General features: G+C 54.8%; 31 protein-coding genes. 6 read left to right on the top strand and 25 right to left on the bottom strand.

The features are described from left to right. Positions 1-16: 16 nt before the first annotated feature. The 6 genes from IEX77_RS04695 to IEX77_RS04670 all read right to left on the bottom strand — a co-directional run bounded on the left by IEX77_RS04695 (position 17) and on the right by IEX77_RS04670 (position 6322). Positions 17-343 (bottom strand): hypothetical protein, encoded by a 327-nt coding sequence (locus tag IEX77_RS04695; protein ID WP_188807931.1) that lies wholly within the window; start codon positions 341-343, stop codon positions 17-19. A gap of 36 nt (positions 344-379) precedes the next feature. Beyond that, positions 380-1201 (bottom strand): hypothetical protein, encoded by an 822-nt coding sequence (locus IEX77_RS04690; RefSeq protein WP_188807930.1) that lies wholly within the window; start codon positions 1199-1201, stop codon positions 380-382. 103 nt (positions 1202-1304) lie between these two features. Then, positions 1305-3179, bottom strand: coding sequence for a tRNA uridine-5-carboxymethylaminomethyl(34) synthesis enzyme MnmG (mnmG, locus tag IEX77_RS04685; RefSeq protein WP_373287889.1), 1875 nt, complete (start codon positions 3177-3179; stop codon positions 1305-1307). Continuing rightward, a complete protein-coding gene (gene ychF, locus IEX77_RS04680; RefSeq protein WP_188807929.1) occupies positions 3179-4282 on the bottom strand; it encodes a redox-regulated ATPase YchF in 1104 nt (367 codons plus the stop codon). The genes mnmG and ychF overlap by 1 nt, the downstream gene beginning before the upstream one ends. Before the next feature lie 124 nt (positions 4283-4406). Continuing rightward, complete coding sequence (locus IEX77_RS04675) at positions 4407-4973, bottom strand: hypothetical protein (RefSeq protein ID WP_188807928.1); 567 nt, start codon at positions 4971-4973, stop codon at positions 4407-4409. After that, positions 4970-6322, bottom strand: a complete 1353-nt coding sequence (locus tag IEX77_RS04670; protein WP_188807927.1) for a Spi family protease inhibitor — start codon at positions 6320-6322, stop codon at positions 4970-4972. The genes IEX77_RS04675 and IEX77_RS04670 overlap by 4 nt, the downstream gene beginning before the upstream one ends. Positions 6323-7330: 1008 nt before the next feature. On the opposite strand from IEX77_RS04670, the gene IEX77_RS04665 reads away from it, so the two are divergent. The 6 genes from IEX77_RS04665 to dnaA all read left to right on the top strand — a co-directional run bounded on the left by IEX77_RS04665 (position 7331) and on the right by dnaA (position 13754). After that, positions 7331-8083 (top strand): RsmE family RNA methyltransferase, encoded by a 753-nt coding sequence (locus tag IEX77_RS04665; RefSeq protein WP_188807926.1) that lies wholly within the window; start codon positions 7331-7333, stop codon positions 8081-8083. A 35-nt stretch (positions 8084-8118) separates the two neighbouring features. Beyond that, the gene (locus IEX77_RS04660) at positions 8119-9984 is read left to right on the top strand and encodes a hydroxymethylglutaryl-CoA lyase-like TIM-barrel protein (RefSeq protein ID WP_188807925.1); all 1866 of its coding nucleotides are present in this window, start codon (positions 8119-8121) and stop codon (positions 9982-9984) included. A gap of 440 nt (positions 9985-10424) precedes the next feature. Then, positions 10425-10901: a hypothetical protein gene (locus tag IEX77_RS04655; RefSeq protein WP_188807924.1), complete on the top strand. Its 477-nt coding sequence runs from the start codon at positions 10425-10427 to the stop codon at positions 10899-10901. Then, positions 10898-11383 carry an N-acetylmuramoyl-L-alanine amidase gene (locus tag IEX77_RS04650; RefSeq protein WP_188807923.1) on the top strand — a complete coding sequence of 162 codons (486 nt, stop codon included), beginning with the start codon at positions 10898-10900 and terminating at the stop codon, positions 11381-11383. The genes IEX77_RS04655 and IEX77_RS04650 overlap by 4 nt, the downstream gene beginning before the upstream one ends. Then, entirely contained in the window at positions 11370-11567 is a 198-nt protein-coding gene (locus tag IEX77_RS04645) for a hypothetical protein (RefSeq protein WP_009432862.1), read from the top strand. The genes IEX77_RS04650 and IEX77_RS04645 overlap by 14 nt, the downstream gene beginning before the upstream one ends. Positions 11568-12386: 819 nt before the next feature. Beyond that, positions 12387-13754, top strand: coding sequence for a chromosomal replication initiator protein DnaA (gene dnaA / locus IEX77_RS04640; protein WP_188807922.1), 1368 nt, complete (start codon positions 12387-12389; stop codon positions 13752-13754). An 87-nt stretch (positions 13755-13841) separates the two neighbouring features. On the opposite strand, the gene IEX77_RS04635 is transcribed toward dnaA, so the two are convergent. The 19 genes from IEX77_RS04635 to fusA all read right to left on the bottom strand — a co-directional run bounded on the left by IEX77_RS04635 (position 13842) and on the right by fusA (position 25236). Next, entirely contained in the window at positions 13842-14843 is a 1002-nt protein-coding gene (locus IEX77_RS04635) for an acyltransferase family protein (RefSeq protein ID WP_188807921.1), read from the bottom strand. Between the two features lie 17 nt (positions 14844-14860). Continuing rightward, a complete protein-coding gene (locus IEX77_RS04630; RefSeq protein WP_188807920.1) occupies positions 14861-15850 on the bottom strand; it encodes an acyltransferase family protein in 990 nt (329 codons plus the stop codon). A 37-nt stretch (positions 15851-15887) separates the two neighbouring features. Next, positions 15888-16088, bottom strand: coding sequence for a hypothetical protein (locus IEX77_RS04625; protein ID WP_188807919.1), 201 nt, complete (start codon positions 16086-16088; stop codon positions 15888-15890). A 311-nt stretch (positions 16089-16399) separates the two neighbouring features. Further along, complete coding sequence (rpsN, locus tag IEX77_RS04620; RefSeq protein WP_021667372.1) at positions 16400-16669, bottom strand: 30S ribosomal protein S14; 270 nt, start codon at positions 16667-16669, stop codon at positions 16400-16402. Positions 16670-16674: 5 nt separating this feature from the next. Then, positions 16675-17235, bottom strand: coding sequence for a 50S ribosomal protein L5 (gene rplE / locus IEX77_RS04615; protein WP_044114908.1), 561 nt, complete (start codon positions 17233-17235; stop codon positions 16675-16677). After that, positions 17235-17555 (bottom strand): 50S ribosomal protein L24, encoded by a 321-nt coding sequence (gene rplX / locus IEX77_RS04610; RefSeq protein WP_009432225.1) that lies wholly within the window; start codon positions 17553-17555, stop codon positions 17235-17237. Before rplX ends, rplE begins: the two co-directional genes overlap by 1 nt. Before the next feature lie 21 nt (positions 17556-17576). Continuing rightward, positions 17577-17942 (bottom strand): 50S ribosomal protein L14, encoded by a 366-nt coding sequence (gene rplN, locus IEX77_RS04605; protein ID WP_009432249.1) that lies wholly within the window; start codon positions 17940-17942, stop codon positions 17577-17579. A gap of 3 nt (positions 17943-17945) precedes the next feature. Continuing rightward, positions 17946-18203: a 30S ribosomal protein S17 gene (rpsQ, locus tag IEX77_RS04600; protein ID WP_044114910.1), complete on the bottom strand. Its 258-nt coding sequence runs from the start codon at positions 18201-18203 to the stop codon at positions 17946-17948. A 12-nt stretch (positions 18204-18215) separates the two neighbouring features. Beyond that, a complete protein-coding gene (gene rpmC / locus IEX77_RS04595; protein WP_009432251.1) occupies positions 18216-18413 on the bottom strand; it encodes a 50S ribosomal protein L29 in 198 nt (65 codons plus the stop codon). An 8-nt stretch (positions 18414-18421) separates the two neighbouring features. Further along, positions 18422-18856, bottom strand: coding sequence for a 50S ribosomal protein L16 (gene rplP, locus IEX77_RS04590; protein WP_009432248.1), 435 nt, complete (start codon positions 18854-18856; stop codon positions 18422-18424). Between the two features lie 22 nt (positions 18857-18878). Further along, the gene (rpsC, locus tag IEX77_RS04585) at positions 18879-19628 is read right to left on the bottom strand and encodes a 30S ribosomal protein S3 (RefSeq protein WP_009432220.1); all 750 of its coding nucleotides are present in this window, start codon (positions 19626-19628) and stop codon (positions 18879-18881) included. Positions 19629-19633: 5 nt separating this feature from the next. After that, positions 19634-20038: a 50S ribosomal protein L22 gene (gene rplV, locus IEX77_RS04580; protein ID WP_009432229.1), complete on the bottom strand. Its 405-nt coding sequence runs from the start codon at positions 20036-20038 to the stop codon at positions 19634-19636. A gap of 43 nt (positions 20039-20081) precedes the next feature. Further along, the gene (gene rpsS / locus IEX77_RS04575) at positions 20082-20351 is read right to left on the bottom strand and encodes a 30S ribosomal protein S19 (RefSeq protein ID WP_009432244.1); all 270 of its coding nucleotides are present in this window, start codon (positions 20349-20351) and stop codon (positions 20082-20084) included. Between the two features lie 20 nt (positions 20352-20371). Beyond that, positions 20372-21196, bottom strand: coding sequence for a 50S ribosomal protein L2 (rplB, locus tag IEX77_RS04570; protein WP_044114911.1), 825 nt, complete (start codon positions 21194-21196; stop codon positions 20372-20374). Positions 21197-21204: 8 nt separating this feature from the next. Continuing rightward, the gene (gene rplW, locus IEX77_RS04565; RefSeq protein WP_009432241.1) at positions 21205-21498 is read right to left on the bottom strand and encodes a 50S ribosomal protein L23; all 294 of its coding nucleotides are present in this window, start codon (positions 21496-21498) and stop codon (positions 21205-21207) included. 19 nt (positions 21499-21517) lie between these two features. Continuing rightward, the gene (rplD, locus tag IEX77_RS04560) at positions 21518-22147 is read right to left on the bottom strand and encodes a 50S ribosomal protein L4 (protein WP_009432235.1); all 630 of its coding nucleotides are present in this window, start codon (positions 22145-22147) and stop codon (positions 21518-21520) included. Beyond that, on the bottom strand, positions 22148-22768 hold the full coding sequence (gene rplC / locus IEX77_RS04555) for a 50S ribosomal protein L3 (RefSeq protein ID WP_188807918.1): 621 nt from the start codon (positions 22766-22768) through the stop codon (positions 22148-22150). Between the two features lie 19 nt (positions 22769-22787). Next, entirely contained in the window at positions 22788-23093 is a 306-nt protein-coding gene (rpsJ, locus tag IEX77_RS04550) for a 30S ribosomal protein S10 (RefSeq protein WP_005468099.1), read from the bottom strand. 19 nt (positions 23094-23112) lie between these two features. After that, positions 23113-25236: an elongation factor G gene (gene fusA / locus IEX77_RS04545; RefSeq protein ID WP_188807917.1), complete on the bottom strand. Its 2124-nt coding sequence runs from the start codon at positions 25234-25236 to the stop codon at positions 23113-23115. Positions 25237-25246 lie beyond the last annotated feature (10 nt).

Raw genomic sequence — 25246 nt, 5'->3', positions numbered from 1 at the left:
TCACGCTACGAGAGGACTACTGCTGATCGTCCTTAGGATTGGCCTCAGTCTTCTTCTTGTAGTCGCTGTAAGCGTAGTAGATGACAGCGATACCGATGAGGATATAGGTGATGAGGATACCCGTGAAGCCACCGATCTTATAGACGAGGTGCTCGTAGCGGTTGACGGAGACTGTACCCCCAGCATCGAAGGTAGAGGTCATAGAGAAGTAGCGCCAGACGCCGAAAGCGATAACGATAAGACCGCAGACAGCGGAGAGGATAGCACCGGTAATAGGCTTACGGCTACCAGAACCCGTGTACATATTACGGGAGATGAACTTGTTGTCGTTGTCGTTGCTCATTGCTTATGGGGATTTATGAATTGAATGACGTGGGGATTACTTCGCTGGACGCTTGGCCTTCTCTACACTACCATAGAAGAAGACTTCGAGACGCTCACCCGATCCAGTAGACTGGAAGAAAATGGTGGGGTAGCTCGACGAGGACTTAGCAGCCTCCATACGGAAGACAGCCGTGAACGTGCCATCAGCACCGACTTCCTTGGCGAAGGGGCCATCAAGCTGCTCATTCGCACCGAGGGGCTCGGTCATCTTCAGGCGAAGCGAGCCGTCAGGCTCCGTACCGATGACGCGGCACCAGAGGATGTTGACACCACGCGAAGAGGGCTTACCATCAGGTCCGTAGGTCACGATGGGCAGGCCGATATGATATTCATCGCCCGTGACGGGAGCCTTCGTCACCTCCTCGGTGGCGTTGGCCTTCTGCCAGCGATTATAGGTAAGCTCCTTGACGATGGAGAAGACGGCAAAGAGGATCACAAAGAGCCCCAGCGCCATAACGGTCTTACCCAACACGGAAAAGTGCATACCAGCACCAGGTACGGGGGTACAAGTGGCGGCGCACTCCTTATAGAAAGCCTCCATCTCATCGGTCCAGTGAGCCGCAGCGATATCCTCGCCCGTAGCCTTGACGCGGTAGGCAGCTGTGGGCTTCTTGCGCACATTGCGAGAGAGCCACGTCTCTACGGTAAGAGAATAAAGGACGAGCTCGAGGGTCTCTACCTCACCTGAGAGGGGAGACTTGAGGTTGACCTCGAAGACCTTAATAGGAGAGTAGTTAGATGAGACGGAAATGAACATCTGACGGATATGATTAGAAAGTGAAGGGATTGGGGTAGCGACGAGGAGAGCTAAAGGCATAGTCGCCACAGTCTCTACCCTTATATCTTACTACGATTAGTCTGCTGATTTAGTATAACTCCCGTAGCCCTCTACTCAAGTCGTAGCCGCTGAGCGGGTGCATTTAGCGGCCCGAGAGGACGAGCAGGACGCTCACGTCGTGGGGCGAGATGCCTGGGATACGCGAGGCCTGACCGATGGTACGCGGACGGATGCGGTCGAGCTTCTGCCGTGCCTCCGTGCTCAGCGCTTGTATCTCGGCATAGTCGAGTCCCTCGGGGATGAAGACGTACTCCAGACGCTCGAGCTTCTCGGCCTGCTCACGCTCACGCTGTATATAGCCGCTGTACTTGATGAGGATCTCGGCACACTCGGTGATCTCCTCGCGACGCGAAGGGATGGCTTCGATGGCACGACGGAGGGCGGGCACCATCTCACTGAGGTCGGAGAGCGTCAGCTGGGGACGCAGGACGAGGTCCACGAGCTTACAGCCCTGACGGAGCGGAGCGAGCCCACGCGCCTCGAGCTGAGGATTGATCTTGTCGGGGCGGATGGAGTAGCCCGAGATGAAGGCGATGAGTTCGTCGCGCAGGCGGATCTTCTCCTCGAGAAGGCGCACTCGCTCCTCGGTAGCTAAGCCGATCTCGGCAGCACGGGGCGTGAGACGCACGTCTGCATCATCCTGTCGTAGGAGGATGCGGTACTCGGCGCGCGAGGTGAACATACGGTAGGGTTCGTCCACGCCCTTCGTGACGAGGTCATCGATGAGCACCCCGATATACGCCTCGGAACGGCTGAGCGTGAAGGGAGGGAGGTCGTGCACCTGCTGGTGGGCATTGATACCCGCGATGAGCCCTTGGCCTGCTGCTTCTTCGTAGCCGGTGGTCCCGTTGACCTGACCTGCGAGGAAGAGGCCTGCGATGACCTTGCTCTCGAGCGTATGATGCAGCTGTGTGGGGTCAAAGAAGTCGTACTCGATGGCGTAGCCTGGGCGATAGAGGCGCACATCACGCAGCGCAGGGATCTGTCGCAGGGCCTCGAGCTGCACCTCTAAGGGCAGCGAGGAGGAGAAGCCATTGAGGTAGTACTCATTCGTGCGCTCGCCCTCGGGCTCGAGGAAGAGCTGATGACGGTCCTTGTCGGCGAAGGTGACGATCTTCGTCTCGATGCTCGGGCAGTAGCGGGGGCCGATACTCTGGATCTGGCCATTGTACAGCGGTGAGCGATCGAGGGCCTCACGGAGGACAGCGTGGCAGGCCTCATTGGTATAGAGCGTATAGCAGGGGAGCTGACGCAGCGTCGAGCGGGTAGGCGTATCGAGGTAGGAGAACTTATGATGATCATCCTCGCCCTCCTGTACGCCCATCTCATCGAAGTGCAGGCTACGAGCATCGATACGTGGGGGCGTACCCGTCTTCATGCGGTCGGTGCGGATACCCGCCTCCTGCAGCTGCTCGGAGATGCCGTAGGTAGCTGGCTCGGAGATACGGCCACCCGTGATCTGCAGCTCACCGAAGTGCATCAGCCCCGAGAGGAAGGTCCCCGCGGTCAAGATGACGGCATCAGCGGAGAAGTGCACGCCCAGCTGGGTCTCTACGCCACGCACACGCCCCTCCTCGAGGGTGAGGCGCGTGACGGTATCCTGCCACAGATCGAGTAGCGGCTCGCTATCCAGCTCCTCACGCCAAGCCTCCATAAAGTGCATACGATCACTCTGCGCACGAGGGCTCCACATAGCGGGGCCCTTGCTGCGATTGAGCATGCGGAACTGAATAGAGGTGCGGTCGGTGATAAGCCCCATGCGCCCCCCGAGGGCATCGATCTCGCGGACGATCTGTCCCTTGGCGATACCGCCCACAGCGGGGTTGCAGCTCATCTGCCCGATCTTATTCATATCGGGCGTGATGAGGAGCGTATGAGAGCCGAGGTGTGCCGCAGCAGCAGCAGCCTCACAGCCGGCGTGGCCAGCCCCGATGACGATGATGTCGTAGTGGGGCATCAGACGTTGAAGCGGAAGTGCATGATGTCCCCATCCTGCACGACGTAGTCCTTGCCTTCGACAGCCATCTTACCGGCCTCCTTGACAGCCGCCTCGCTGCCGTAGTGGAGGAAGTCCTCGTACTTGATGACCTCGGCACGGATGAAGCCCTTCTCGAAGTCGGTGTGGATAGCAGCAGCGGCACGGGGCGCCTTGCTGCCCTTGGTGTAGGTCCAGGCACGTACCTCCTGCACCCCAGCGGTGAAGTAAGTCTCCAGATCAAGGAGCTTGTAAGCGGCCTTGATCAGACGAGCCACGCCCGACTCCTCGAGACCGATCTCAGCGAGAAACATCTGACGCTCCTCGTAGGTCTCCAGCTCGGCGATCTCACTCTCGATCTTCGCAGCGACGACCAGGAGTTCGGCCCCTTCGCTGGCGACAGCTTCGCGGACACGCTCTACATACTCGTTGCCCGAGACAGCGGAGGCCTCGTCGACATTGCAGACGTAGAGTACGGGCTTGCTGGTCAAGAGGTAGAGCTCACGAGCGACCTTCTGCTCATCCTTCGTCTCGAAGGTGACGGTGCGGGCGTTGAGGCCCTGCTCCAGAGCTTCCTTGTAGCGCATCAGGACGTCGCAGGCGAGCTTTGCCTGCTTGTCACCGCCCGTCTGGGCCTGCTTGTAGACCTTCTGCAAGCGGGCTTCGACCGTCTCGAGATCCTTGAGCTGCAGCTCGGTGTCGATGATGGACTTGTCGCGCAGGGGGTCGACACTGCCGTCGACGTGCGTGATGTTGTCGTCATCGAAGCAGCGCAGCACGTGCAGGATAGCATCCGTCTCACGGATGTTGGCCAGGAACTTATTCCCCAGCCCTTCGCCCTTGCTCGCACCCTTCACCAGACCAGCGATGTCGACGATCTCGACGGTCGTGGGGACGATGCGCTGGGGCTGGACGATCTCGGCCAGCTTCGTCAGGCGCTCATCGGGGACGGTGATGACCCCGACGTTGGGCTCGATGGTGCAGAAGGGGAAGTTAGCGGACTGCGCCTTCGCGTTGGAGAGGCAGTTGAAGAGGGTGGACTTACCGACGTTGGGCAAGCCTACGATACCACATTGTAGGGCCATTATGCGTATTGATTATATACCTTATTATAAGATGCAAAGATAGCGAAATGCGAGGAGGTCTCTAAGAGAGCCCCCTCGCATCACACATTACAGCGCTTGGATAAGCGCCTGTCATTTACATATCCTACAGCTCACTCACCCTCCTCTTGAGTGGAGTGACGATGCCATCGGAGAGCTGAAGCCTCACCCAAATACCATCCGGCCTGTTCGGCCCTGAGATCTGATAAATAGGCTCACCCCCATTATAAATCCCCACCAAGAAGAGTATTGCCTCTGCCCCATTGACAAGCCAAGTCGAATTATTAATCACGGGAGGAAGAAACTCACACTCCAGCTCTGCCCCCCCATTGGCACTCAGCACGCGCACAAACGAGGGGTCAATCTTCCCCTCAAGAGGGTAGAAATCGGGGCGTGGAGCTGTGACCACAATTGAATTGTACGTCACATCCAAGCTATCTTTAAGCAGCCCATTCGTCTTCCCATCGACAAAGCCTAAGAGATGCTTCTGGTACACCTCAGCAGTAATATCCTGCTGCTGCTCATTGACGACAAGGACATGGAAATTACTCTTTACGGGGCGCTGTCGATAGGGCTCATCCATTCCCGTGACACGACGAGGAGTATCCTTGTGACAAGCGTAGCACACTACGGTTATAAGCCATAGCAGCATCAGACGGGAGATTGTTTTCATAAAGCAGGAACCCTTGGAGTATGATAGCGATGAAGCCCAACCACAATTTGAGGATTATCCTTTTGTAGACGGGGGCGTTGAAATTCATCCAACCATACATCATCGGTTGCAGAGTACCACCCGTTTCCTCCATCGGGTCCCCACCCCCAGTTCATATAGATGCGATCCTCATATTCTGTCCACGTCTTAAGCTTGATGAATAAGAACTTCTTCGTGACCTTATAAGCCTGTTCATAATATCCATCACAGAACCAGATATGACCATCATATCCAGTGCCATTCCTGTAGCCTATCAAAAGAACTCCTCTTTGGCAATCAGCCTCCTGATCACCATAGACACGAGCCTTAAACGAAAGGTTCTTATAGAGTGTCTCAATATCATAATTCACACGGTCTGCATCTGGAAAGCCGAGCTTACGCAATCCTTTAATGATCGCATCAGGACTTGCTCCACTAACATATGGACTCCAGCCATAGCCGGGAATGCTATCTGCTATCTGACGAAGAACCTTCGAGACCTCTCTTCCTTGGGTGTTATTTGCAGTGGCAAACTTGGCATCATAGCGAACACTTGGAGTTACAGAAGTGTAGCTACCATTGATACGATGCTCACAATCGTAGAGCAACATCCCTATAGCAACTGCAGGGCATCCGATTAAGCTCCCATCCTTTGCAGCATAATTAAAGTTCCCAGCTTGCGACCAATTAAGGTCTTTCCCCGTATGCGGGTATATCGCTGGCTTGCCAGATGAATATTCTCGAGTTGATCGCATCCCTGCAACAGGCGCAGCGTTCTCCGGGACTATTTCATATTCATAGTCCTTCTTTCCCAAGTCCTTCCACTTTTCGAAGTAGGGGGAGTTAACTCGACTGGGGTCATTGATATGCTTTTTCGCTTTATCTATGTAGCCCTGAAGTGCTCCATGCAGAGGATTTTCCGACGACACTTCAGAAAGGACAAGATGCCCCTTATCTGAATGAGCAACAATCGGGAACGAGCTATTATCACCTGACAGGATCACGAATCCTCCATTATCTCTATAGTTAATTGCATACAGTAGCGTATCACGCCCCTCCACGTAGTAATTAACATCCGAAATCTCGCGTGGTACAGCGATAGATCTCAAGTTTTGAGGACGAGAGATACTATCCTCATGCTTGAGGAACATAGTAGCGTAAATACGAGCCTGCTGTTCACTGAGCTGAACACTCGTGGCAGCTTCCTTTGAGGGAGCTTCTTGCTTTGATGCAGGAGTAGGAGCTTCTTGCTTACAGGAGATCACGCCCGCAAGCAGGGTCATGGACACCCCACAGAGGGCGACCAACCGAGATAGTTTTTTCTGTTTCATAAGACCAGATTAGTTAGTATGTGAATTAACGAGTCAAACCTAACCAATTATCCCCAGACTACCAAATCCATAGCTTCCATCCTAAAACCCGAGGGTCACATCAAGCCTATATCGACCGAAACTAAGTGAAATCTCTGGTAAGACCAGCCGCTCGTAGAAGCTCGTTGCAGGGGCTTTTGAGATGGCGTCCTGCTCATGCAGTTAGGCCGATCCGCAGACAACTATTGGTCTGCACTCAAACCACTATGGGTTCGGGGATCAAACCACTATTCGTTCGCACCCCAAACAACTACTGAACCGAGTCCAAATGACTATTGGTCATTGCTCCGACCTATATTGGTCGGCGGGCTGACCTATACTGGTCCGACGACGAAGCTATATAGGTCGCGATGGCGACCTATATAGGATGGCGAAGAAAGCTATATAGCTTTGTGAAATGACCTATATTAGGTTGTTGGTCCGCGTAGGGAGAAAAGTTGTGGACGAGTGGCAGATAAGTTTAGGCTACGTGTGTGGACGATAAATCTACGTACGTGGATATTTGGATTTACGTGCTTGGTCTTTAAGACTACGTGCATAGACAGAGGAAAACCACTACGTGAAGGTGCTTTTTTCTTCACGAGAACGATGCTTTTCCCTCCGCTGAATAAGAGGAATACGCGCGATAAGGCGAGGGGCGTGCGTATCACTTCGGAGAGGTGTATCGGGGAGCTGGGCGTGCGATGCCTTAGCACAATACATAGAGAGCAGGACTCTGCCGCAACCGTCTCATATAGGTCAGCCCGCCGACCAATATAGGTTGCTTTGCCCCATCCATAGAGGAAGATAGATCCCTTATCAGAAGCTTCGCAGCGACCCGCCAGCAGGGAGGGACTCCCCCCTTCCTCTGGAGCGAACAAACAGCAGAGAACAAGCACACTGAAATGAATAGTGTGCAATTGCCGTTTTCTTTCTTTATTCCGCGGTAAAAAGCGTAACTTTGGTACGAGGAAATCAATGAGCACAAAGATGAAAGACCTACCACTCTTCTATGCCCCAACCCTACGCGAGGAGCTCCAGCTCCCCGAGGGAGAAGCCCAGCATGCTATCCGTGTGCTGCGCGCGAAGGTAGGCGATGAGTTCCTCGTCACCGATGGCTGTGGCACCCTCTTCGAGACCCGCGTCTCAGGCGTAGACCGCCGTCACTGCCTCCTCTCGATAGAGCGCGAGGAGCCCTGGCAGAAGTACTGGAGAGGCCACTGGGCCGTAGCCGTCGCTCCCACGAAGAACATCGACCGCCTCGAGTGGACGCTCGAGAAGATGGTCGAGGTAGGTCTGGATGAAGTCTATCTCATCCGCACCCAGCACTCCGAGCGCAAGCATACCAGCGCCGAGCGTCTGGAGCGTATCATCCAGAGCGCGATGAAGCAGTCCCACAAGGCCCTCCTTCCTCGCCTCATCCCCGATGTGCCCTTTGCCCAGCTCCTCGAGATGACAGCGGACTATGACCTGCGGCTCATGGCCCACTGCCGTAGCACCGTCGGCCCCGAGCGCCACACCATCGATCACTTCTTCCGCCCCGAGGCGAAGACACTCCTGATGGTCGGGCCCGAAGGAGACTTCTCCGTCGAGGAGATCGAGGAGGCTACCCGTCGCGGGTGCCAGCCCATCACCCTCGGAGCGAGCCGCCTGCGCACCGAGACCGCCAGCCTCATCGCCCTGCAATGGCTACACACACTCGATATGACGAGCCAGCGTAGGCCCACGACACACGAGAAATAATACACGAAATAATCCCTTATCAATAACTCACCCTTATGGCACAGAGAGAAATCAAACTTAGCCTTGTCTACCGTGACATGTGGCAGTCCTCAGGGAAGTACCAGCCCCGCAAGGACCAGCTCGAGCGTATCGCCCCCGTCTTAGTCGAGATGGGCTGCTTCGCACGCGTCGAAACCAACGGGGGGGCCTTCGAACAGGTCAACCTCCTCTACGGGGAGAACCCCAACAAGGCCGTCCGCGCCTTCACTAAGCCCCTCAACGAAGCTGGCATCCAGACGCACATGCTCGACCGTGGTCTCAACGGCCTGCGTATGTTCCCCGTCCCTGCTGACGTACGTCGCCTGATGTACAAGGTCAAGAAGGCCCAGGGTGTCGATATCACCCGTATCTTCGACGGGCTCAACGACCCCCGCAACGTCATCCCCTCCATCCACTACGCGAAGGAAGCTGGGATGATCCCACAGGCTACGCTCTGTATCACCCACTCCCCCGTCCACACCGTCGAGTACTACGCTGACCTGGCGGACCAGTTCATCGCAGCTGGCGCCCCCGAGATCTGCCTCAAGGATATGGCAGGTATCGGCCGTCCGCGCTTCCTCGGCCGTCTGGTGAAGGCTATCAAGACCAAGCACCCCGACGTCATCATCGAGTACCACGGTCACTCAGGCCCTGGCTTCTCCGTAGCCTCCATGCTCGAGGTCTGTGACAACGGCGCTGACGTCATCGACGTAGCTATGGAGCCCCTATCTTGGGGTAAGATCCACCCAGACGTCATCACCATCCGCGAGATGCTCATCGACGCTGGCTACAAGGTCGCTGATATCAATATGGACGCCTACATGAAGGCTCGCGCCCTCACGCAGGAGTTCATCGATGACTTCCTCGGCTACTTCATCAACCCCTCCAATATGCTGACCTCTTCGCTCCTCGTAGGCTGCGGTCTGCCTGGCGGTATGATGGGCTCGATGATGGCTGACCTCAAGGGCGTACACGCTGGTATCAACATGCACCTGCGTAAGAAGGGCGAACCCGAGCTGAGCGTCGACGACCTACTCGTCCGCCTCTTCGACGAAGTCGCCTACGTATGGCCTCGCCTCGGCTACCCCCCACTCGTCACGCCATTCAGCCAGTACGTCAAGAACGTCGCTCTGATGAACGTCTACAACCTCACCATCGGCAAGGGCCGCTGGGAGGCTATCGACAACAACACGTGGGGTATGATCCTCGGGAAGTCCGGCCGTCTGCCAGGCAAGCTCGATCAGGAAATCATCGACCTGGCGAAGGAAAAGGGCTTCGAATTCACCACCGAAGATCCTCAGCTCAACTACCCCGATGCGCTGGATAAGTTCCGCGCTGAGATGAAGGAGAACGGCTGGGAGCTCGGCGAAGACGACGAAGAACTCTTCGAATTCGCTATGCACGAAGCTCAGTACCGCGACTACAAGAGCGGTGCAGCTAAGGAGCGCTTCCAGGCTGAGCTCGACAAGGCCAAGACCGACGCCCTCGTCAAGAAGGGCTACAGCGCCGAAGATGCAGTGAAGATCAAGCGCCAGGGCACCGAGCCTATCGAAGCTCCTGCCTCCGGTCAGATCATCTGGGAGGTAGACCCCGAAGACTACTCTACGGCTCCTGCCCTCGGTACCTTCATCAAGACGGGTGAGCCTCTCTGCTACATCCAGACGACTGCAGGCTACTTCGAGCCCGTCATCTCGAACTTCACCGGCCGCCTCGCTGAGGTAGCTGCTCAGGGTGCTAACATCCGCAAGGGTGAAGCCCTCGCTTACGTCCGCCCCGCTGAGAAGGAAGAGCTCTTCGTAGAGAGCGAACCCGAACGCCTGCGTCGCGTAGAGCAGCTCGAGGAAGTTCGCCACGTCATCCGTGCTCGCCGCGCTAAGAAGTAAGCGACACCGCCCATAGGGCAACCATTCCTCTCGGGGGCTACACCCAGCACTTAGCTGATGGTGTAGCCCCCGAGTCTTATATCTCCTTACCATAAAGCCACACGCCTTCGCGCGCGCGTAACCTTATATATACTATACCCTACGGCACGCCTCCGCCACGCTCCCTCCGCGACCCTTCCAGCACGACCGAGCGCCTTCATAGGGACCGCGCACCACGCACACGCCCCGCACTACTCTACCAGAATCAGGCGATGCACCGCCTCTCGCGCCCTCCTCCGCCACACACACCACCGAGGGAGAACACAGGTACGAGCCATCACCGACGAAGACGACCAATAAAGACCACCACCCCTACCCCGCCCCACTACCTTTGTATCGCTCCCCCAAGGTAGGCGGAGTGCCCCCAGAAAGGGGCTGTATTCCTCTTTATTGATTGACTTATGTACATCACCATTCTGCAGCCGAGGCTCCTCACCTTAGCCCTCCTCATCGGGCTCTATGGCTGTGCCTCACACCACCGCACGACACACGAGAGCACGACCGAGAGCCACACCACGAGCGACCTACAGCGCACCCTGCACACCACTCACCAAGAGCACGCCCTCGACACCCTCACACTGGACCTCACCGAGGTCGTGCAGCTCCTCCCTCCAAGCGATGATACTACCGTCTCCTCCAAGGCGAAGGGTGCAGGCTGGATAGCGCACTACCACCTCCGACAGATCGGGCGGCATCAGGCGACCACCACGGGCGCTCTACGGGAGGTCAATAGCCTTCGCTCCACGACCCGCACCATAGATAAGGGCATCACGTCGCATAAGGTACCAGCCAGCCCCTTACGTCCCTTCGCCCTCGGCGTCACCCTTCCCCTCCTTCTCGGAGCCGTCTACCTTACTTATAAGAGGACCAAGCGATGAGACCCACGGACATCCGCTACATCGTCGTGCACTGCAGCGCCACGCGTGCCAGCCAATCCTATTCGCCCGAAGCCTTGGAGCGTGACCATCGTGCCCGTGGCTTCCGCTCGGCAGGCTACCACTTCTACATCCGTCGCTCAGGTGCTATCATCCCTCTGCGCCCGCTTGAGCAGATAGGTGCCCACGCACGAGGCTACAACCGCTCGAGCTACGGCGTCTGCTACGAAGGTGGCTTAGATGACACGGGCCATCCCGCAGATACCCGCACCGCCGAGCAGCGCACGGCCCTCCGTCAGCTCCTTGAGCACCTCCACGCACTCGCCCCACAAGCTACCATCCTCGGCCACCGTGACCTCAGCCCCGACCGCAACGGTGACGGCCGTATCACCCCCGACGAATGGATCAAGCTATGCCCCTGCTTCGATGCACAGAGGGAATATCACGACATCTCCATCAGCCCAATAAGCCATGCAACCAAATAAATCCAAGGCGACACTCCAGCTCGTCATCGCCACCCTGCTCAGCCTCTTCGGCATGCTCCTCCTCGGTGCAGCCTTCGTCACCGCCCCACCTGGGGAGATTCACTCCAGCGTGCTCATTGCTTACGGCGAGGTGATGACCTTCGCCGGCGCCCTCTTTGGCATCGACTACCACTACCGCCGGTAGTCGATGCCCGCGCCTCACCACCCACGCCACACCACACCGCACCCCGCCCTACCTCCTGCCCTCCATACTCCACCTCTATATATACACCTCACACCCACCTCCTCTCACACGTTCTGATCCCATCTTCAGCACCTCTCTCCACCCTTCTTCCACACGTTTTCACCCTGCCCTCAGTAGCCCTCTCCATCCTTCTGCAGAGCTTCTCCCCACTCTTCCGCACACTCTCACTCCGTCCTCAGCATCTCGCAGCCATCCTTCTATACTCCTTCCCGCCCCTCTTCCGCGCACCCTTCCATCCCTCTTCCGCGGAAAAGTTTACACTCCCCCGCCTAAAGCAAGCAGTAACCCACCTGTGGAAATCTTTTGTTCCAAAAGAAGAAGAACACTTATCCTCAACACCTTATCCCGACGACATCATGTGGATAACTCTGTGAGTAGTTCTGTGCATAGCGAAGAGAAGGCTTGATTTATAAGCGCTTAGGAGGACATCACAGAAGCTCCTTCTGCGGGAAGGTGGTAATCGCTTGAGAACAAAACCCATAGAATTAGTATGAGAAAAGCAAGCCTCAAGGCCGTTTTTTTTTCTCCGCACTTTTGCCAAACTTTGCACCAGATAAGAGGTCACACAAGACACCCCCTATACCACACTATACGACTAATGTATAGCACATTAAGGGCAAAATCACCTTGTGGATAACCTCCTCACCCCATAGCAACTGAGGCCCAGCAGCACGAGCGCCTACCACCGCGCCCGACGCCCCCGCTTGGCTCCTAAATATAGTAATGCCCTTGGTCCACGACTACGTAAGGCAACCCCTCATGCAAACGACAACTCCTCCTTCAGGGGAGCAGCTCTGGAAGCAATGCCTCCAGATCATAGCCGGCTCCTGTGACCCCCAGACGCTCCAGCGCTGGTTCGCCCCCATCCGTCCGCTCGGCATCGAGACGCGCGAGGATGAGCAGGGGCGTTTCAAAGCGCTCGTGCTCGAGGTCCCTTCGAAGGCATTCTACGAGGAACTCGTACGCACCTATGAGACCCTACTCGTACGAGCTCAGAACGAGATCCTCTCTCCTCAAGGGCTCGAGATCTACCTGACACCCGCTCAGACGGCTCAGCCAGCACCTCAGCCTAAGCTGGCGCGCACGCAAGACTATACGTCGCACCTCAGTGCCGATCTCCGCTTCGAGACTTTCTACGAGAGTGCTTGTAACCGCGAGGCCCTGCGCATCGCCGAAGCTACGGCCGCGCGCCCAGGGCAGGCTCCGCTGAACTTCATCTTCATCTATGGCCCCAGTGGCGTAGGGAAGACCCACCTCTCGCAGGCTATTGGGCAGCGTGCCATGGAGCTCCACCCCACGATGCGCGTCTGCTACGTGTCGAGCTCGAAGTTCGAAGCACAATTCGTCCGTGACAGCCTGATGCGCGGTCCCGAGCGTGGTATGTTCGTAGACTTCTACCAGCAGATGGATATGCTCATCATCGACGATATCCAGGGGCTCATCGGTAAGACCAAGACGCAGCAGGCGTTCTTCGATATCTTCAATCACCTCTACCTCCTCGGCAAGCAGATCATCGTCACCTGTGACGTCCCTCCTGTGGACCTCAAGGGAATGGAGACGCGTATCATGACGCGTATCCAGAGCGCGATGATGCTACGCATTGACCGCCCCGACCTGGAGCTTCGCCGCAAGATCCTCCAGCGCCGTGTCGCCGACAGCGGTGTCGAACTCGGAGAAGAGTGCGTAGAGTTCATCGCCGAGAGCATGCAGGACAACGTCCGCCAGCTCGAGGGGGCTATCCGCACGATCATCACGCACTCGCAGTTCTCCGATCATGGTGCAGTAGACCTCGAGGCCACGCGCCGCATCGTCGGGGGCACCGTCTCCATCGAGCGCCGTGAGGTAACGCCCGAGTCCATCCTCGATACCGTCTGCTCCGTTTTCGGCGTCGAGAAGGCACAGCTCCGCACACCCTCACGTAAGGCCGTCCTTGCCCTCCCCCGCCAGGTCACGATGTACCTCGTGAAGAAGCACACCAGTGCGTCCTACAATACGATCGCCCAGCTGCTGAACCGCAACGACCACACGACGATTATGCACGGCTGCAAGGCTATCGAAGGCCGCCTCTCCCTCGAGCCCGCTCTCAAGGAGCGCATCGAGCAGGTCGAAGCTACCCTCTTCGCTTAAAGCACACACCTATATAAAAGTAGCGGCCCCCACCTCAATCGTGAGGTGGGGGCCGCTACTTTTTTGTTTCTACTACGAGTATCCGTCTTACTTCAACACGTGGTAGCCGATGAGATCCTGTAGCTTGACAACAAGCCAAGCGATCCCGAGACTAATGAAGAAGACGATGAAGGCACCTCCGTATTCGTAGATCTCGCTGAGAAGTGGGCTATGTGCATTGAGTGCCTTCCATCCGATGATCACAGCGATATGGAAGTAGTAGATGTTCCCCGAATACTTCTCCCCAATAGTCTCCAGCCACGTACCCTGCCCCAGACTCTTATAGGAGAGCATCAGCATGAACGCAGCGAACGGCATGGGGAACAGCGCAATAGCACTAGCAGCATATGTATAGCCACTCAAGCACCACGTCACTAGGCATTCAATTCCCATGAGGGTGAGCACAAGGAAGAAAATATTGATCCAGCGATAGCTCAGCAAGCGAGTTTCATTGGCTCTCACCCAGTAGCCCATCGCAAGGAAGGGCACTGCACGGGTCAGGAAGTTAAACACAAAGGCCGACTCTGGCTTCCCAAAGAGCAGCATGCGGTAGGGGCCAATGAATACCCATAGCAGGATCAAGAGGAAGAGCAAAGGCACCCGGCGCCCCTTCATAATCCGCAGATATCCCCCAAAGAAGAGCAACCCAAAGAGCACAGCCGACAGGTACCACAGGTGTCCCGTGACATAGTTATTAAAGCCCAAGAAAAGCCACTGTACATAGCGCATGTACGAGACGCTGATTGGCCCAAGATTTGGTGGATAGATTAGGGAATAAAAGAGTTGTAGGACGATGATGATAGGGACGACTTTCTTGACCGATTTCCAAATGCGCGAATGCACTTTACCAAGGTCTGATGCATAGAGGAAGTACCCTGTAATAGAGAAGAAGAGCTCCACCATAAACCCTGGGATTCGCACCCAAGGGAGTAATAAAGGAGAATGGGATACCACCACCGCAAAAGCGAGTAGAGCTTTCAGTACATAGAGGGACGAGATCGCCTGAGACATGCCCTCACCATTCGAAATAGAGGGAGTAACTTGTGTCATACGTTAATTCACTAATTCTAGCTACGTGAAAGAAATCTCTTAAATAACAAGGAACACCGCTCAATGAGTATCGCAATAAGCAGACTAATGAAGAAGACGACGAAGGCACCGGCATAGTCATAAATCTGATTAAGCAATGGACTATGTGGATTAAGAGCCTTCCATCCGATAATCACAGCCATATGATAGTAGTAGATATTCCCCGAGTACTTGTCCCCAATGGTCTCGAGCCACGTACCCTGACCGAGCTCCTTATATGAGATGATCAGCATGAAGAAAGCAAATCGCAGTGGGAAAATCTCCACAAAGCCGCCGTCGGCTTGTCCCTGAGATAAGGTATGGATGAGCAGATTCTCTGAGCATGATAAGACCCAGAGGACGATGTAAATATTCAGCCATTTGCGCTGGAGAAGCACTGACTCATTAGCACGTATCCAATAGCCCATCGCAAGGAAAGGCAGGGCACGGCTAATGAAGTTGAATAGATAAATAGATCCATCCTTTCCATCGATGAAATATCGATAATCACCCAATATCATCCAGCCTAGTACACACAAGAAGAGTACTGGGATATATTTTCCCTTGGTGAAGCGTATAAACAGGGAGAAGGTGATTAAGGAATAAAGTAGAGAGGTCAGATACCACAAGTGTACCGCATCAAAGTTCGCAATCCCCATAAAGGCCCAGTTAAAGAGGACCACAGGTGACTTCCAGTCTGGTGGTGCCAAGGGGATATAAAGAAGCTGCAGGAAGATCATGATGGGGATAACCTTCTTGATTGACTTCCATATACGCGACTGGATCTTCCCGAGATCCTCCGAATAGAGGAAGTAACCCGTGATAGCGAAGAAGAGTTCGGTCGCCAACCCTGGTATATTCACCCAAGGAAGTAGGATGGGAGCATGGCACGTGACGACGAAGAATGCCAGCAAGGCCTTCAGTACGTAGAGCGAGGAGACAGATGCTCGAGCGGTAGCAGGCTGTCTTTCGGTCGATAGGGAAGACATAGTGATAGCTAAACTTTAAAGGGAGAGGGAGGAGGACTTAGCGACGGGAGAGGGTGCAGATACCGCAACTACCACCGCCCTTGGCGCAATGCTTGCAGTAACGGCAGTTCTTACAAGCGGTACAGTACTTCTTACCCGTGCAGCGACCGCCTTCGGTAGCATGCGAAGAGGTGCAGGAGAGAGACGAAGCAGCAAGGAGGGAGAAGGTGAATAGAGAGAGGAGTAATCGACGCTTCATAAAGAGGAATAGGTCTAAGCAATATTGCCCAAAGAGGCGGAGCTATAGTGTGGGGAGAGGAAAGCTATACTGATCGCTGGGCATTCCTATATAGAAACGAGCGTGAACCAATACTGCTCCGATGACAAACCAGTATTGGTCCGACGACGAAGCTATATAGCTTCATTCCGCTATGCAGTAGTGCTTCTGAGCACCACACGCGTGGTGATGCCACAGAGATACAGAATGAGCACTGGGGGCAAAGTGAAGAAGGAGACTATACCACGAGATAGTGGTACAGTCTCCTTCCTTAGGGTTGGATAGCTAAGTGCTTACCAGCTGGCCTTCTTCACCCCAGGGATGAGACCGGCAGAAGCCATCTCACGGAACTGGATACGAGAGATGCCGAACTGGCGCATATAGCCCTTGGGACGACCCGTCATGCTGCAGCGGTTGTGCAGACGTACGGGAGAAGCGTTCTTAGGCAGAGCCTGAAGTGCTTCGTAGTTCCCTTCGGCCTTGAGCTGAGCACGCTTGGCAGCATACTTAGCGACGAGCTTTGCACGCTTTACTTCGCGTGCCTTCATTGATTCCTTTGCCATAGTATTTAGTTGCCTTTCTTAGCGTTCTTGAATGGGAGGCCGAACTCCTTGAGGAGTGCGTAACCTTCTTCGTCAGTCTGAGCCGAGGTAACGAACGTGATGTTCATACCGAGGATCTTGGTGATGCCGTCGAGGTTGATCTCAGGGAAGATGATCTGCTCGCTGATACCGAGGGTATAGTTACCACGGCCATCGAACTTGCTTTCGATCCCCTTGAAGTCACGGATACGAGGCAGCGCGATACGGATCAGACGCTCGAGGAACTCGTACATCTGCTCGCGGCGCAGGGTAACCATAACACCGATAGGCATCTTCTTACGAAGCTTGAAGTTAGAGATGTCCTTCTTCGAAACCGTAGCAACAGCCTTCTGACCGGTGATGGCAGAGAGTTCTGCGATAGCTACGTCAATGATCTTCTTATCAGCCGTAGCCATACCGAGGCCCTGATTGATGACGATCTTCTTCAGGACGGGCACCTGCATGCGAGACTGATAACCGAACTGCTCGATGAGGGCGGGAACGATGCGTTCCTTATATTCGTTCTTAAGACTTGCAGTATTGCTCATTACTTAATCTCCTCTCCTGACTTTTTGGAATAACGTACGAGCTTCCCTTCGTCGTTGAGACGACGACCGATACGCGTAGCCTTACCCGTCTTAGGATCGACGAGGTTGAGCTTAGCGATATGGATAGGAGCTTCCTTCTTCTCGATCCCTCCCTGAGGGTTCTTTGCGCTGGGCTTAGCGTGCTTAGCGACGATGGCTACGCCTTCGACGATAGCGCGCTGCTTGTCTACGAGGACTTCAAGCACACGGCCCGTCTTCCCCTTATCTACACCGCTGAGGACGACGACCTGGTCGCCCTTCTTGATATGTAACTTACTCATTTCTTCTTTCGTCTTTAAGGGTTAGAGGACTTCAGGCGCGAGAGAAACGATCTTCATATTCACGGCACGCAGCTCACGAGCTACAGGGCCGAAGATACGGCTACCACGCATATCGCCAGCAGCATTGAGCAGGACGCAAGCGTTGTCATCGAAGCGGATGTAGGAGCCGTCGGGACGACGAACTTCCTTCTTCGTACGGACGATGATTGCCTTAGATACGACACCCTTCTTCAGGTCAGAAGAGGGGATGACGCTCTTGACAGCAACGACGATGATATCACCGACAGAGGCATAGCGACGGCGCGTACCGCCGAGGACGCGGATACAGAGGGCTTCCTTTGCACCGCTATTGTCTGCTACTACGAGTCTTGATTCTTGCTGGATCATATACTACTTAGCTCTTTCGATAATATTGACTAATCTCCATCTCTTGGTACGGCTCAAAGGGCGAGTCTCCATGATACGGACCGTATCACCGATGTTGCACTCGTTCTTCTCGTCGTGAGCATGGTACTTCTTCGTCTTGTTGACGAACTTACCATAGATAGGGTGCTTTTCCTTCCACTTGACAGCGACCGTAATGGTCTTGTCCATCTTATTGGAAGAAACGACGCCTACACGTTCTTTTCTTAATCTTCTCTGTTCCATCGGGAGGACACATTAATTGTTGTTGAGTTCGCGCTCACGAAGGATGGTCTTCATCTGAGCGATCGTGCGGCGCATGCGGCGGATCTCAGCAGGGTTGTCTGCGGGGGTCACAGCATGGTCGATGCACTTCTTGTTGTAAGCTGCCTCTTCGGCTACTACACGCTCCTGTAGCTCAGGCGTAGTGAGCGCCTTGATCTCTGCTAATTTCATCTCTTCTATTACAGGTTAGTGTTAGACATATCGTAGTCGCGGCGGACGACGAACTTCGTCGTCACGGGAAGCTTCTGTGCAGCCAGGCGGAGAGCTTCCTTAGCGATCTCGAAGGATACCCCTTCGATTTCGAAGAGCATACGGCCTGGAGTTACGTTAGCCACGAAGCCTTCGGGCGAACCCTTACCCTTACCCATTCGGACGTCGGCAGGCTTCTTGGTGATAGGCTTATCGGGGAAGATACGTACCCATACCTGACCCTGACGCTGCATATAGCGAGTCACAGCGATACGAGCGGCCTCGATCTGACGACCGGTGATCCAGCGCGTACCCAGAGACTTGATCCCGAAAGAACCGAAGGCGAGCTGGTTGCCACGCTGGGCGTTACCCTTAGCGCGACCCTTCTGGACTCTTCTAAACTTAGTTTTCTTAGGTTGTAACATTGCTGTCTTCTGTTCTTATACGTTAGCGATTACCCCCACGTCTGCCACCACGAGCATCACGACGGCCATCACGACGTTCGCGACCGCCTTCACGGCGACCACCATGTCCTGGCTGAGGGTTGGTGAACGAAGGAGCGAGGTCACGCTTGCCGTAGACTTCACCCTTGCAGATCCACACCTTGATACCAAGGATACCGACCTTCGTCAGAGCTTCAGCCTGAGCGTAGTCGATGTCTGCACGAAGCGTGTGCAGAGGCGTACGGCCTTCCTTGTACATCTCGGAGCGAGCGATTTCTGCACCATTCAGACGACCAGAGATCTGTACCTTGATCCCTTCTGCCCCACCACGCATAGCAGCGCCAATGGCGCCCTTGACTGCGCGACGGTAAGCGATCTTCCCTTCGAGCTGACGAGCGATGTTGTCAGCGACAATCGCAGCATCGATATCTGGACGACGAACTTCAAAGATGTTGATCTGAACATCCTTGTTGGTGATCTTCTTGAGCTCTTCCTTGAGCGTATCCACATCCTGACCGCCCTTACCGATCACGATACCGGGGCGAGCCGTGCAGATCGTGATAGTGACGTGCTTGAGAGCACGCTCGATGACGATACGAGAGACACTTGCCTTAGCCAGACGGACGCTCAGGTAGCGACGCAGACGGCTATCTTCAAGAAGCTTGTCACCGTACTTACGACCGCCATACCAGTTGGAATCCCATCCACGGATGTATCCCAAACGATTGCTTATAGGATTAATCTTTTGTCCCATCTGGTTTAGTTCTCTTTATTGGTTATTGAATCGACAAAGATCGTGACGTGGTTCGAACGCTTACGGATACGATAGCCACGACCCTGAGGGGCGGGGCGCATACGCTTGAGCGTAGCAGCACCATCGACGAAGATGCGGGAGATATAGAGCTCACCGTCTTCGGCCTTGCGTCCGTTCTTCTCTTCCCAGTTAGCGATAGCTGAGCGGAGGAGCTTCTCCACGCGAGCAGCGGCTTCCTTGTTAGAGAACTTGAGTACCCCAAGAGCACGACCTACTTCCATGCCACGCACGAGGTCAGCTACGAGGCGCATCTTACGAGGCGACGTAGGGACGTTGCGGAGCGCAGCGAAGTACGTAGACTTCAGGGCTTGCTTTCTTTCTTCGGCTGATATTTTCTTTCTTGCACCCATTGTTTCTTTTCTTACTTAAAGGTCTGAATTACTTCCAGCCGAATTACTTCTTCTTATTACCGCCGTGACCACGGAAGGTGCGCGTGGGAGAGAATTCTCCGAGCTTGTGACCCACCATGTTTTCGGTGATGAAGACGGGGATGAACTTATTCCCGTTGTGTACGGCAATCGTATGACCGACGAAGTCAGGGCTGATCATCGAGGCGCGAGCCCAAGTCTTGATGACGACCTTCTTGCCGGATTCATTCATCGCCAAGACCTTCTTCTCGAGCTTCAGGTTGATATATGGACCTTTCTTTAATGAACGACTCATAATTCTTTTTGATTAATCAGTTACTTCTTACGTCTCTCGATGATATACTTAGACGAGTGCTTCTTAGGAGCACGAGTCTTGAGACCCTTAGCGTAGAGACCCGTACGTGAGCGTGGGTGACCACCAGAAGCGCGGCCTTCACCACCACCCATTGGGTGATCGACAGGGTTCATGACGACACCACGGTTGTGAGGACGACGGCCGAGCCAGCGGCTACGACCGGCCTTACCGGAGCGCTCGAGAGCGTGGTCGGAGTTGCCTACGGCACCGATGGTAGCCTTACAAGCGGAGAGGATACGACGCGTCTCGCCCGAAGGCATCTTGATGACGGCGTAGAGACCTTCGCGAGAAGTAAGCTGAGCGAAGACGCCAGCAGAGCGGACCATCTTAGCGCCCTGACCTGGACGAAGCTCGATGTTGTGAATGATCGTACCGACAGGGATGTTAGCCAGTGGGAGGCTGTTCCCTACCTCAGGCGCAGCTTCTGCACCTGACATCACTTTCTGACCTACCTGCAGGCCGTTGGGAGCGAGGATATAAGCCTTCGCACCATCAGCGTAGTACAGCAGAGCGATGCGAGCCGTACGATTGGGATCGTACTCGATGCTCTTGACCGTAGCAGGGATACCGTCCTTATTTCTCTTGAAGTCGATGAGACGAAGCTTCTGCTTGTGACCACCACCGATGTAGCGCATAGTCATCTTACCGGTGTTGTTACGACCACCGGACTTCTTCTTACCTACGACAAGGGACTTCTCTGGTGCGCTGGCAGTGATGTTATCGAACGCACCAATAACCTTATGTCTTTGCCCCGGCGTTGTGGGCTTGAGTTTACGTATTGCCATTGTTGAACTTAGATGTTAGCGTAAAAGTCGATGGTCTGACCCTTCTCGAGTGTAACGACAGCCTTCTTAAACGCAGCGACCTTGCCGCGGATGAGTCCACTCTTCGTATAGCGAGCCTTGCGCTTACCGCTATAATTCACGGTGTTTACACTCTCGACCTTTACATTGTACAGCGCCTCGATGGCCTTCTTGATCTCGATCTTGTTGGCATCAGGAGAGACACGGAAGACGTAGCGTTCAGCAGTCTTCTCTGTCAGGGCAGTTGTCTTCTCGGTGATAACCGGCTTGATGATAATTCCCATGATTCGTTTCTCCTATTGATTATGCCTTAAACTGTTCGTTGATCACAGCAACAGCAGCCTCGGTGAGGATGAGCTTCTTGCAGTCGAGCACCGAGTAGGTGTTCAGCTGGAAGGCGTTCATCACGCGAGCAGTGCGGAGGTTGCGTGAAGAGAGGACGAGGTTGTCCGAGAGAGCTTCGACGACGAAGAGGGCCTTCTTGTCAGCGACCTGAAGCGCCTTCGACAGAGCGACGAAGTCCTTAGTCTTGGGGGCAGCGAGCTCAAAGTTTTCGACTACGACGATCTCCTGCTTCTGAGCCTTGTAGGTCAGAGCCGAGCGGCGAGCCAGAGCCTTTACCTTCTTGTTGAGCTTGAAGCCATAGTCACGTGGGGTAGGCCCGAAGACGCGACCACCACCGACGAGTACGGGAGAGTTGATATCCCCACGGCGAGCACCGCCACCGCCCTTCTGGCGGATGAGCTTGCGGGTACTACCCGAGATTTCGCTACGCTCCTTAGACTTGTGCGTACCCTGGCGCTGGTTGGCCAAAAATTGCTTTACGTCTAAGTAGATGGCGTGGTCGTTAGGCTCGATAGCGAAGATAGCATCATCGAGCGTGATCTTACGACCGGTATCTTCTCCCTTGATGTTATATACACTCAGTTCCATTTACTTTTCGATTACAACGATTGAACCTTTAGCACCTGGCACGCTACCCTTGATGAGGAGGAGGTTGTGCTCGGGCATTACCTTGATCACTTCGAGGTTCTGAACGGTTACACGCTCATTACCCGTCTGGCCCGCCATACGCGTACCCTTGAAGACCTTAGCAGGATACGAACACGCACCTACAGACCCGGGAGCACGAAGACGGTTGTGCTGACCGTGCGTAGCCTGACCGACACCGCCGAAGCCGTGGCGCTTGACTACACCCTGGAATCCCTTACCCTTGGAGGTACCGACGACGTCGACGAATACCGTCCCTTCGAAGAAATTCACGTCGATCACATCACCCAGATTATACTGGCTGCAATCGAACCCCTTGAACTCGGCCAAGTGTCGCTTGGGAGCAACGCCAGCCTTCTGGAAGTGACCCTGAAGAGGCTTGGACGTGTGCTTTTCCTTAGCATCAACGAACCCAAGCTGAAGTGCTTCATAGCCATCCTTTTCCAGAGACTTGATCTGCGTCACCACGCAAGGACCTACTTCAATAACAGTGCATGGGATGTTCTTCCCCTCGGCACTGAACACGGATGTCATTCCGATTTTCTTTCCTAATAAACCTGGCATTTCAGTTTCGTATTAATAATCACACCTTGATTTCTACTTCTACACCGCTGGGGAGCTCGAGCTTCATGAGAGCATCGATCGTCTCAGCCGTGGAGTTGTAGATGTCGATGAGTCGCTTGTAGGAGCTAAGCTCGAACTGCTCGCGGCTCTTCTTGTTGACGAAGGTCGAGCGGTTCACCGTGAAGATACGCTTGTGCGTGGGCAGGGGAATTGGTCCGCTGACTACAGCACCAGAGGCCTTGACGGTCTTGACGATCTTCTCTGCCGACTTGTCGAGCAGGGTGTGATCGTACGACTTCAACTTAATTCTAATCTTTTGGCTCATATCTCTGTTATAGTACTATTTACTTGATGAGATCTACACGGCCGCCTACTTCCTCGAGGACCTGGCGAGCGATAGAAGAGGATACTGCTTCGTAGTGAGAGAAGGTCATCGACGAGGTAGCACGACCGGAAGTGATCGTACGGAGGCTCGTCACGTAACCGAACATCTCTGCCAGAGGCACCTTAGCCTTCACAAGGCGTGCACCCGAAGGAGTGCTGTCCATACCTTCTACCTGACCGCGACGCTTGTTGAGGTCACCGATCACGTCACCCATGCTTTCTTCAGGCGTATCGACTTCGAGCTTCATGATAGGCTCGAGGAGAACGGGACCTGCCTGAGCAGCAGCATTCTTGAATGCCTGGATAGCACAGATCTCGAAGGAGAGCTGGTCAGAGTCCACGGGGTGGAACGAACCGTCGAGGAGCGTCACCTTCAGCTTATCCAGCGCATAGCCTGCGAGGACACCGTTGGTCATAGCCTTCTGGAAGCCCTTCTGTACAGAGGGGATGAATTCCTTAGGCACGTTACCGCCCTTGACTTCGTCTACGAACTGCAGATCGCCTTCGAAGCCTTCGTCGGCGGGCTCTACACGGACGATGATGTCAGCGAACTTACCGCGACCACCCGTCTGCTTCTTGTAGACTTCACGGAGCTCAACGGGCTTCGTGATAGCTTCCTTATAAGATACCTGGGGCTTACCCTGGTTAGCTTCGACCTTGAATTCGCGCTTCAGACGGTCGATAATGATCTCCAGGTGGAGCTCACCCATACCGCTGATGACGGTCTGACCGGTCTCTTCGTTGGTCTGCACACGGAAGGTGGGGTCTTCTTCGGCGAGCTTAGCCAGACCGACACCCATCTTGTCCATATCCTTCTGCGTCTTAGGCTCGACAGCGATACCGATAACGGGCTCGGGGAAGTCGATAGACTCGAGGATGATAGGAGCATCTTCGGCGCAGAGCGTGTCACCCGTACGGATATCCTTGAAGCCTACACCAGCACCGATGTCACCGCAGCCGATGACTTCCATAGGGTTCTGCTTGTTGGAGTGCATCTGGAAGAGGCGTGAGATACGTTCCTTCTTGCCCGAGCGGGAGTTGTAGACGTAGGAGCCTGCAGGCAGCTCACCAGCGTACACGCGGAAGAAGCAGAGACGACCTACATAGGGGTCCGTAGCGATCTTGAACGCCAGAGCCGTCAGAGGCGAGCTGGGGTCTACCTTACGGATGATTTCCTTTTCAGGATCATCGGGGTCGGTACCGATGACTTCGGGGGTATCCATAGGGCTGGGCAGGTAAGCTGCGACAGCGTCGAGGAGGGTCTGGACACCCTTGTTCTTGAATGAAGAACCGCAGAGCATGGGGTTGATCTTCATCGCGAGCGTACCCTTACGCAGGGCAGCGCGGATCTCGTCTTCGGTGATCGTAGAGGGATCGTCGAAGTACTTCTCCATGAGGACGTCATCGCAGTCAGCGAGCGTCTCAAGCATCTTATCACGCCATTCTTCGGCTTCAGCCTGCAGCTCAGCAGGGATATCGATCGTGTCGTAGTGAGCACCCATCGTCTCGTCATCCCAGACAAGAGCCTTCATCGTGACGAGGTCAACGACACCGCGGAAAGTTTCTTCCTGACCGACGGGGATCTGGATGGGGCAAGGGGTAGCACCGAGGATGGTCTTGATCTGACGTACTACTTCGAAGAAGTTAGCACCGGAGCGGTCCATCTTGTTGACGTAGCACACGCGGGGTACGCGGTACTTGTCAGCCTGACGCCATACGGTCTCACTCTGGGGCTGTACACCACCGACAGCACAGAACGTAGCGACAGCACCATCGAGGATACGGAGCGAGCGCTCTACTTCGACAGTGAAGTCAACGTGCCCTGGGGTGTCGATGAGATTGATCTTGTACTTGGTGTTGTCGTAGTTCCAGAAGGTAGTCGTAGCAGCGGAGGTAATCGTGATACCACGCTCCTGCTCCTGCTCCATCCAGTCCATCGTAGCACCACCATCGTGTACTTCACCGATCTTGTGGGTCAGACCCGTATAAAAGAGGATACGCTCAGACGTAGTCGTCTTACCGGCATCGATGTGGGCCATGATGCCGATGTTTCTCGTGAGCTCTAAGTGTTTGTTGTCAGCCATTGTCTTTTGC

Origin of the sequence: Porphyromonas pasteri (genome assembly GCF_014647755.1) — a bacterium.
Taxonomy (GTDB): domain Bacteria; phylum Bacteroidota; class Bacteroidia; order Bacteroidales; family Porphyromonadaceae; genus Porphyromonas; species Porphyromonas pasteri.
The sequence above is the reverse complement of the archived record's forward strand: the minus strand, read 5'-3'. Positions and strand labels throughout refer to the sequence as shown.

Bases quoted from the DNA above. Each gene is read 5' to 3' on its own strand.
- IEX77_RS04695 (WP_188807931.1), bottom strand. From the start codon at position 343: ATGAGCAACGACAACGACAACAAGTTCATCTCCCGTAATATGTACACG.
- IEX77_RS04690 (WP_188807930.1), bottom strand. From the start codon at position 1,201: ATGCCTTTAGCTCTCCTCGTCGCTACCCCAATCCCTTCACTTTCTAAT.
- mnmG (WP_373287889.1), bottom strand. From the start codon at position 3,179: ATGCCCCACTACGACATCATCGTCATCGGGGCTGGCCACGCCGGCTGT.
- ychF (WP_188807929.1), bottom strand. From the start codon at position 4,282: ATGGCCCTACAATGTGGTATCGTAGGCTTGCCCAACGTCGGTAAGTCC.
- IEX77_RS04675 (WP_188807928.1), bottom strand. From the start codon at position 4,973: ATGAAAACAATCTCCCGTCTGATGCTGCTATGGCTTATAACCGTAGTG.
- IEX77_RS04670 (WP_188807927.1), bottom strand. From the start codon at position 6,322: ATGAAACAGAAAAAACTATCTCGGTTGGTCGCCCTCTGTGGGGTGTCC.
- IEX77_RS04665 (WP_188807926.1), top strand. From the start codon at position 7,331: ATGAAAGACCTACCACTCTTCTATGCCCCAACCCTACGCGAGGAGCTC.
- IEX77_RS04660 (WP_188807925.1), top strand. From the start codon at position 8,119: ATGGCACAGAGAGAAATCAAACTTAGCCTTGTCTACCGTGACATGTGG.
- IEX77_RS04655 (WP_188807924.1), top strand. From the start codon at position 10,425: ATGTACATCACCATTCTGCAGCCGAGGCTCCTCACCTTAGCCCTCCTC.
- IEX77_RS04650 (WP_188807923.1), top strand. From the start codon at position 10,898: ATGAGACCCACGGACATCCGCTACATCGTCGTGCACTGCAGCGCCACG.
- IEX77_RS04645 (WP_009432862.1), top strand. From the start codon at position 11,370: ATGCAACCAAATAAATCCAAGGCGACACTCCAGCTCGTCATCGCCACC.
- dnaA (WP_188807922.1), top strand. From the start codon at position 12,387: ATGCAAACGACAACTCCTCCTTCAGGGGAGCAGCTCTGGAAGCAATGC.
- IEX77_RS04635 (WP_188807921.1), bottom strand. From the start codon at position 14,843: ATGACACAAGTTACTCCCTCTATTTCGAATGGTGAGGGCATGTCTCAG.
- IEX77_RS04630 (WP_188807920.1), bottom strand. From the start codon at position 15,850: ATGTCTTCCCTATCGACCGAAAGACAGCCTGCTACCGCTCGAGCATCT.
- IEX77_RS04625 (WP_188807919.1), bottom strand. From the start codon at position 16,088: ATGAAGCGTCGATTACTCCTCTCTCTATTCACCTTCTCCCTCCTTGCT.
- rpsN (WP_021667372.1), bottom strand. From the start codon at position 16,669: ATGGCAAAGGAATCAATGAAGGCACGCGAAGTAAAGCGTGCAAAGCTC.
- rplE (WP_044114908.1), bottom strand. From the start codon at position 17,235: ATGAGCAATACTGCAAGTCTTAAGAACGAATATAAGGAACGCATCGTT.
- rplX (WP_009432225.1), bottom strand. From the start codon at position 17,555: ATGAGTAAGTTACATATCAAGAAGGGCGACCAGGTCGTCGTCCTCAGC.
- rplN (WP_009432249.1), bottom strand. From the start codon at position 17,942: ATGATCCAGCAAGAATCAAGACTCGTAGTAGCAGACAATAGCGGTGCA.
- rpsQ (WP_044114910.1), bottom strand. From the start codon at position 18,203: ATGGAACAGAGAAGATTAAGAAAAGAACGTGTAGGCGTCGTTTCTTCC.
- rpmC (WP_009432251.1), bottom strand. From the start codon at position 18,413: ATGAAATTAGCAGAGATCAAGGCGCTCACTACGCCTGAGCTACAGGAG.
- rplP (WP_009432248.1), bottom strand. From the start codon at position 18,856: ATGTTACAACCTAAGAAAACTAAGTTTAGAAGAGTCCAGAAGGGTCGC.
- rpsC (WP_009432220.1), bottom strand. From the start codon at position 19,628: ATGGGACAAAAGATTAATCCTATAAGCAATCGTTTGGGATACATCCGT.
- rplV (WP_009432229.1), bottom strand. From the start codon at position 20,038: ATGGGTGCAAGAAAGAAAATATCAGCCGAAGAAAGAAAGCAAGCCCTG.
- rpsS (WP_009432244.1), bottom strand. From the start codon at position 20,351: ATGAGTCGTTCATTAAAGAAAGGTCCATATATCAACCTGAAGCTCGAG.
- rplB (WP_044114911.1), bottom strand. From the start codon at position 21,196: ATGGCAATACGTAAACTCAAGCCCACAACGCCGGGGCAAAGACATAAG.
- rplW (WP_009432241.1), bottom strand. From the start codon at position 21,498: ATGGGAATTATCATCAAGCCGGTTATCACCGAGAAGACAACTGCCCTG.
- rplD (WP_009432235.1), bottom strand. From the start codon at position 22,147: ATGGAACTGAGTGTATATAACATCAAGGGAGAAGATACCGGTCGTAAG.
- rplC (WP_188807918.1), bottom strand. From the start codon at position 22,768: ATGCCAGGTTTATTAGGAAAGAAAATCGGAATGACATCCGTGTTCAGT.
- rpsJ (WP_005468099.1), bottom strand. From the start codon at position 23,093: ATGAGCCAAAAGATTAGAATTAAGTTGAAGTCGTACGATCACACCCTG.
- fusA (WP_188807917.1), bottom strand. From the start codon at position 25,236: ATGGCTGACAACAAACACTTAGAGCTCACGAGAAACATCGGCATCATG.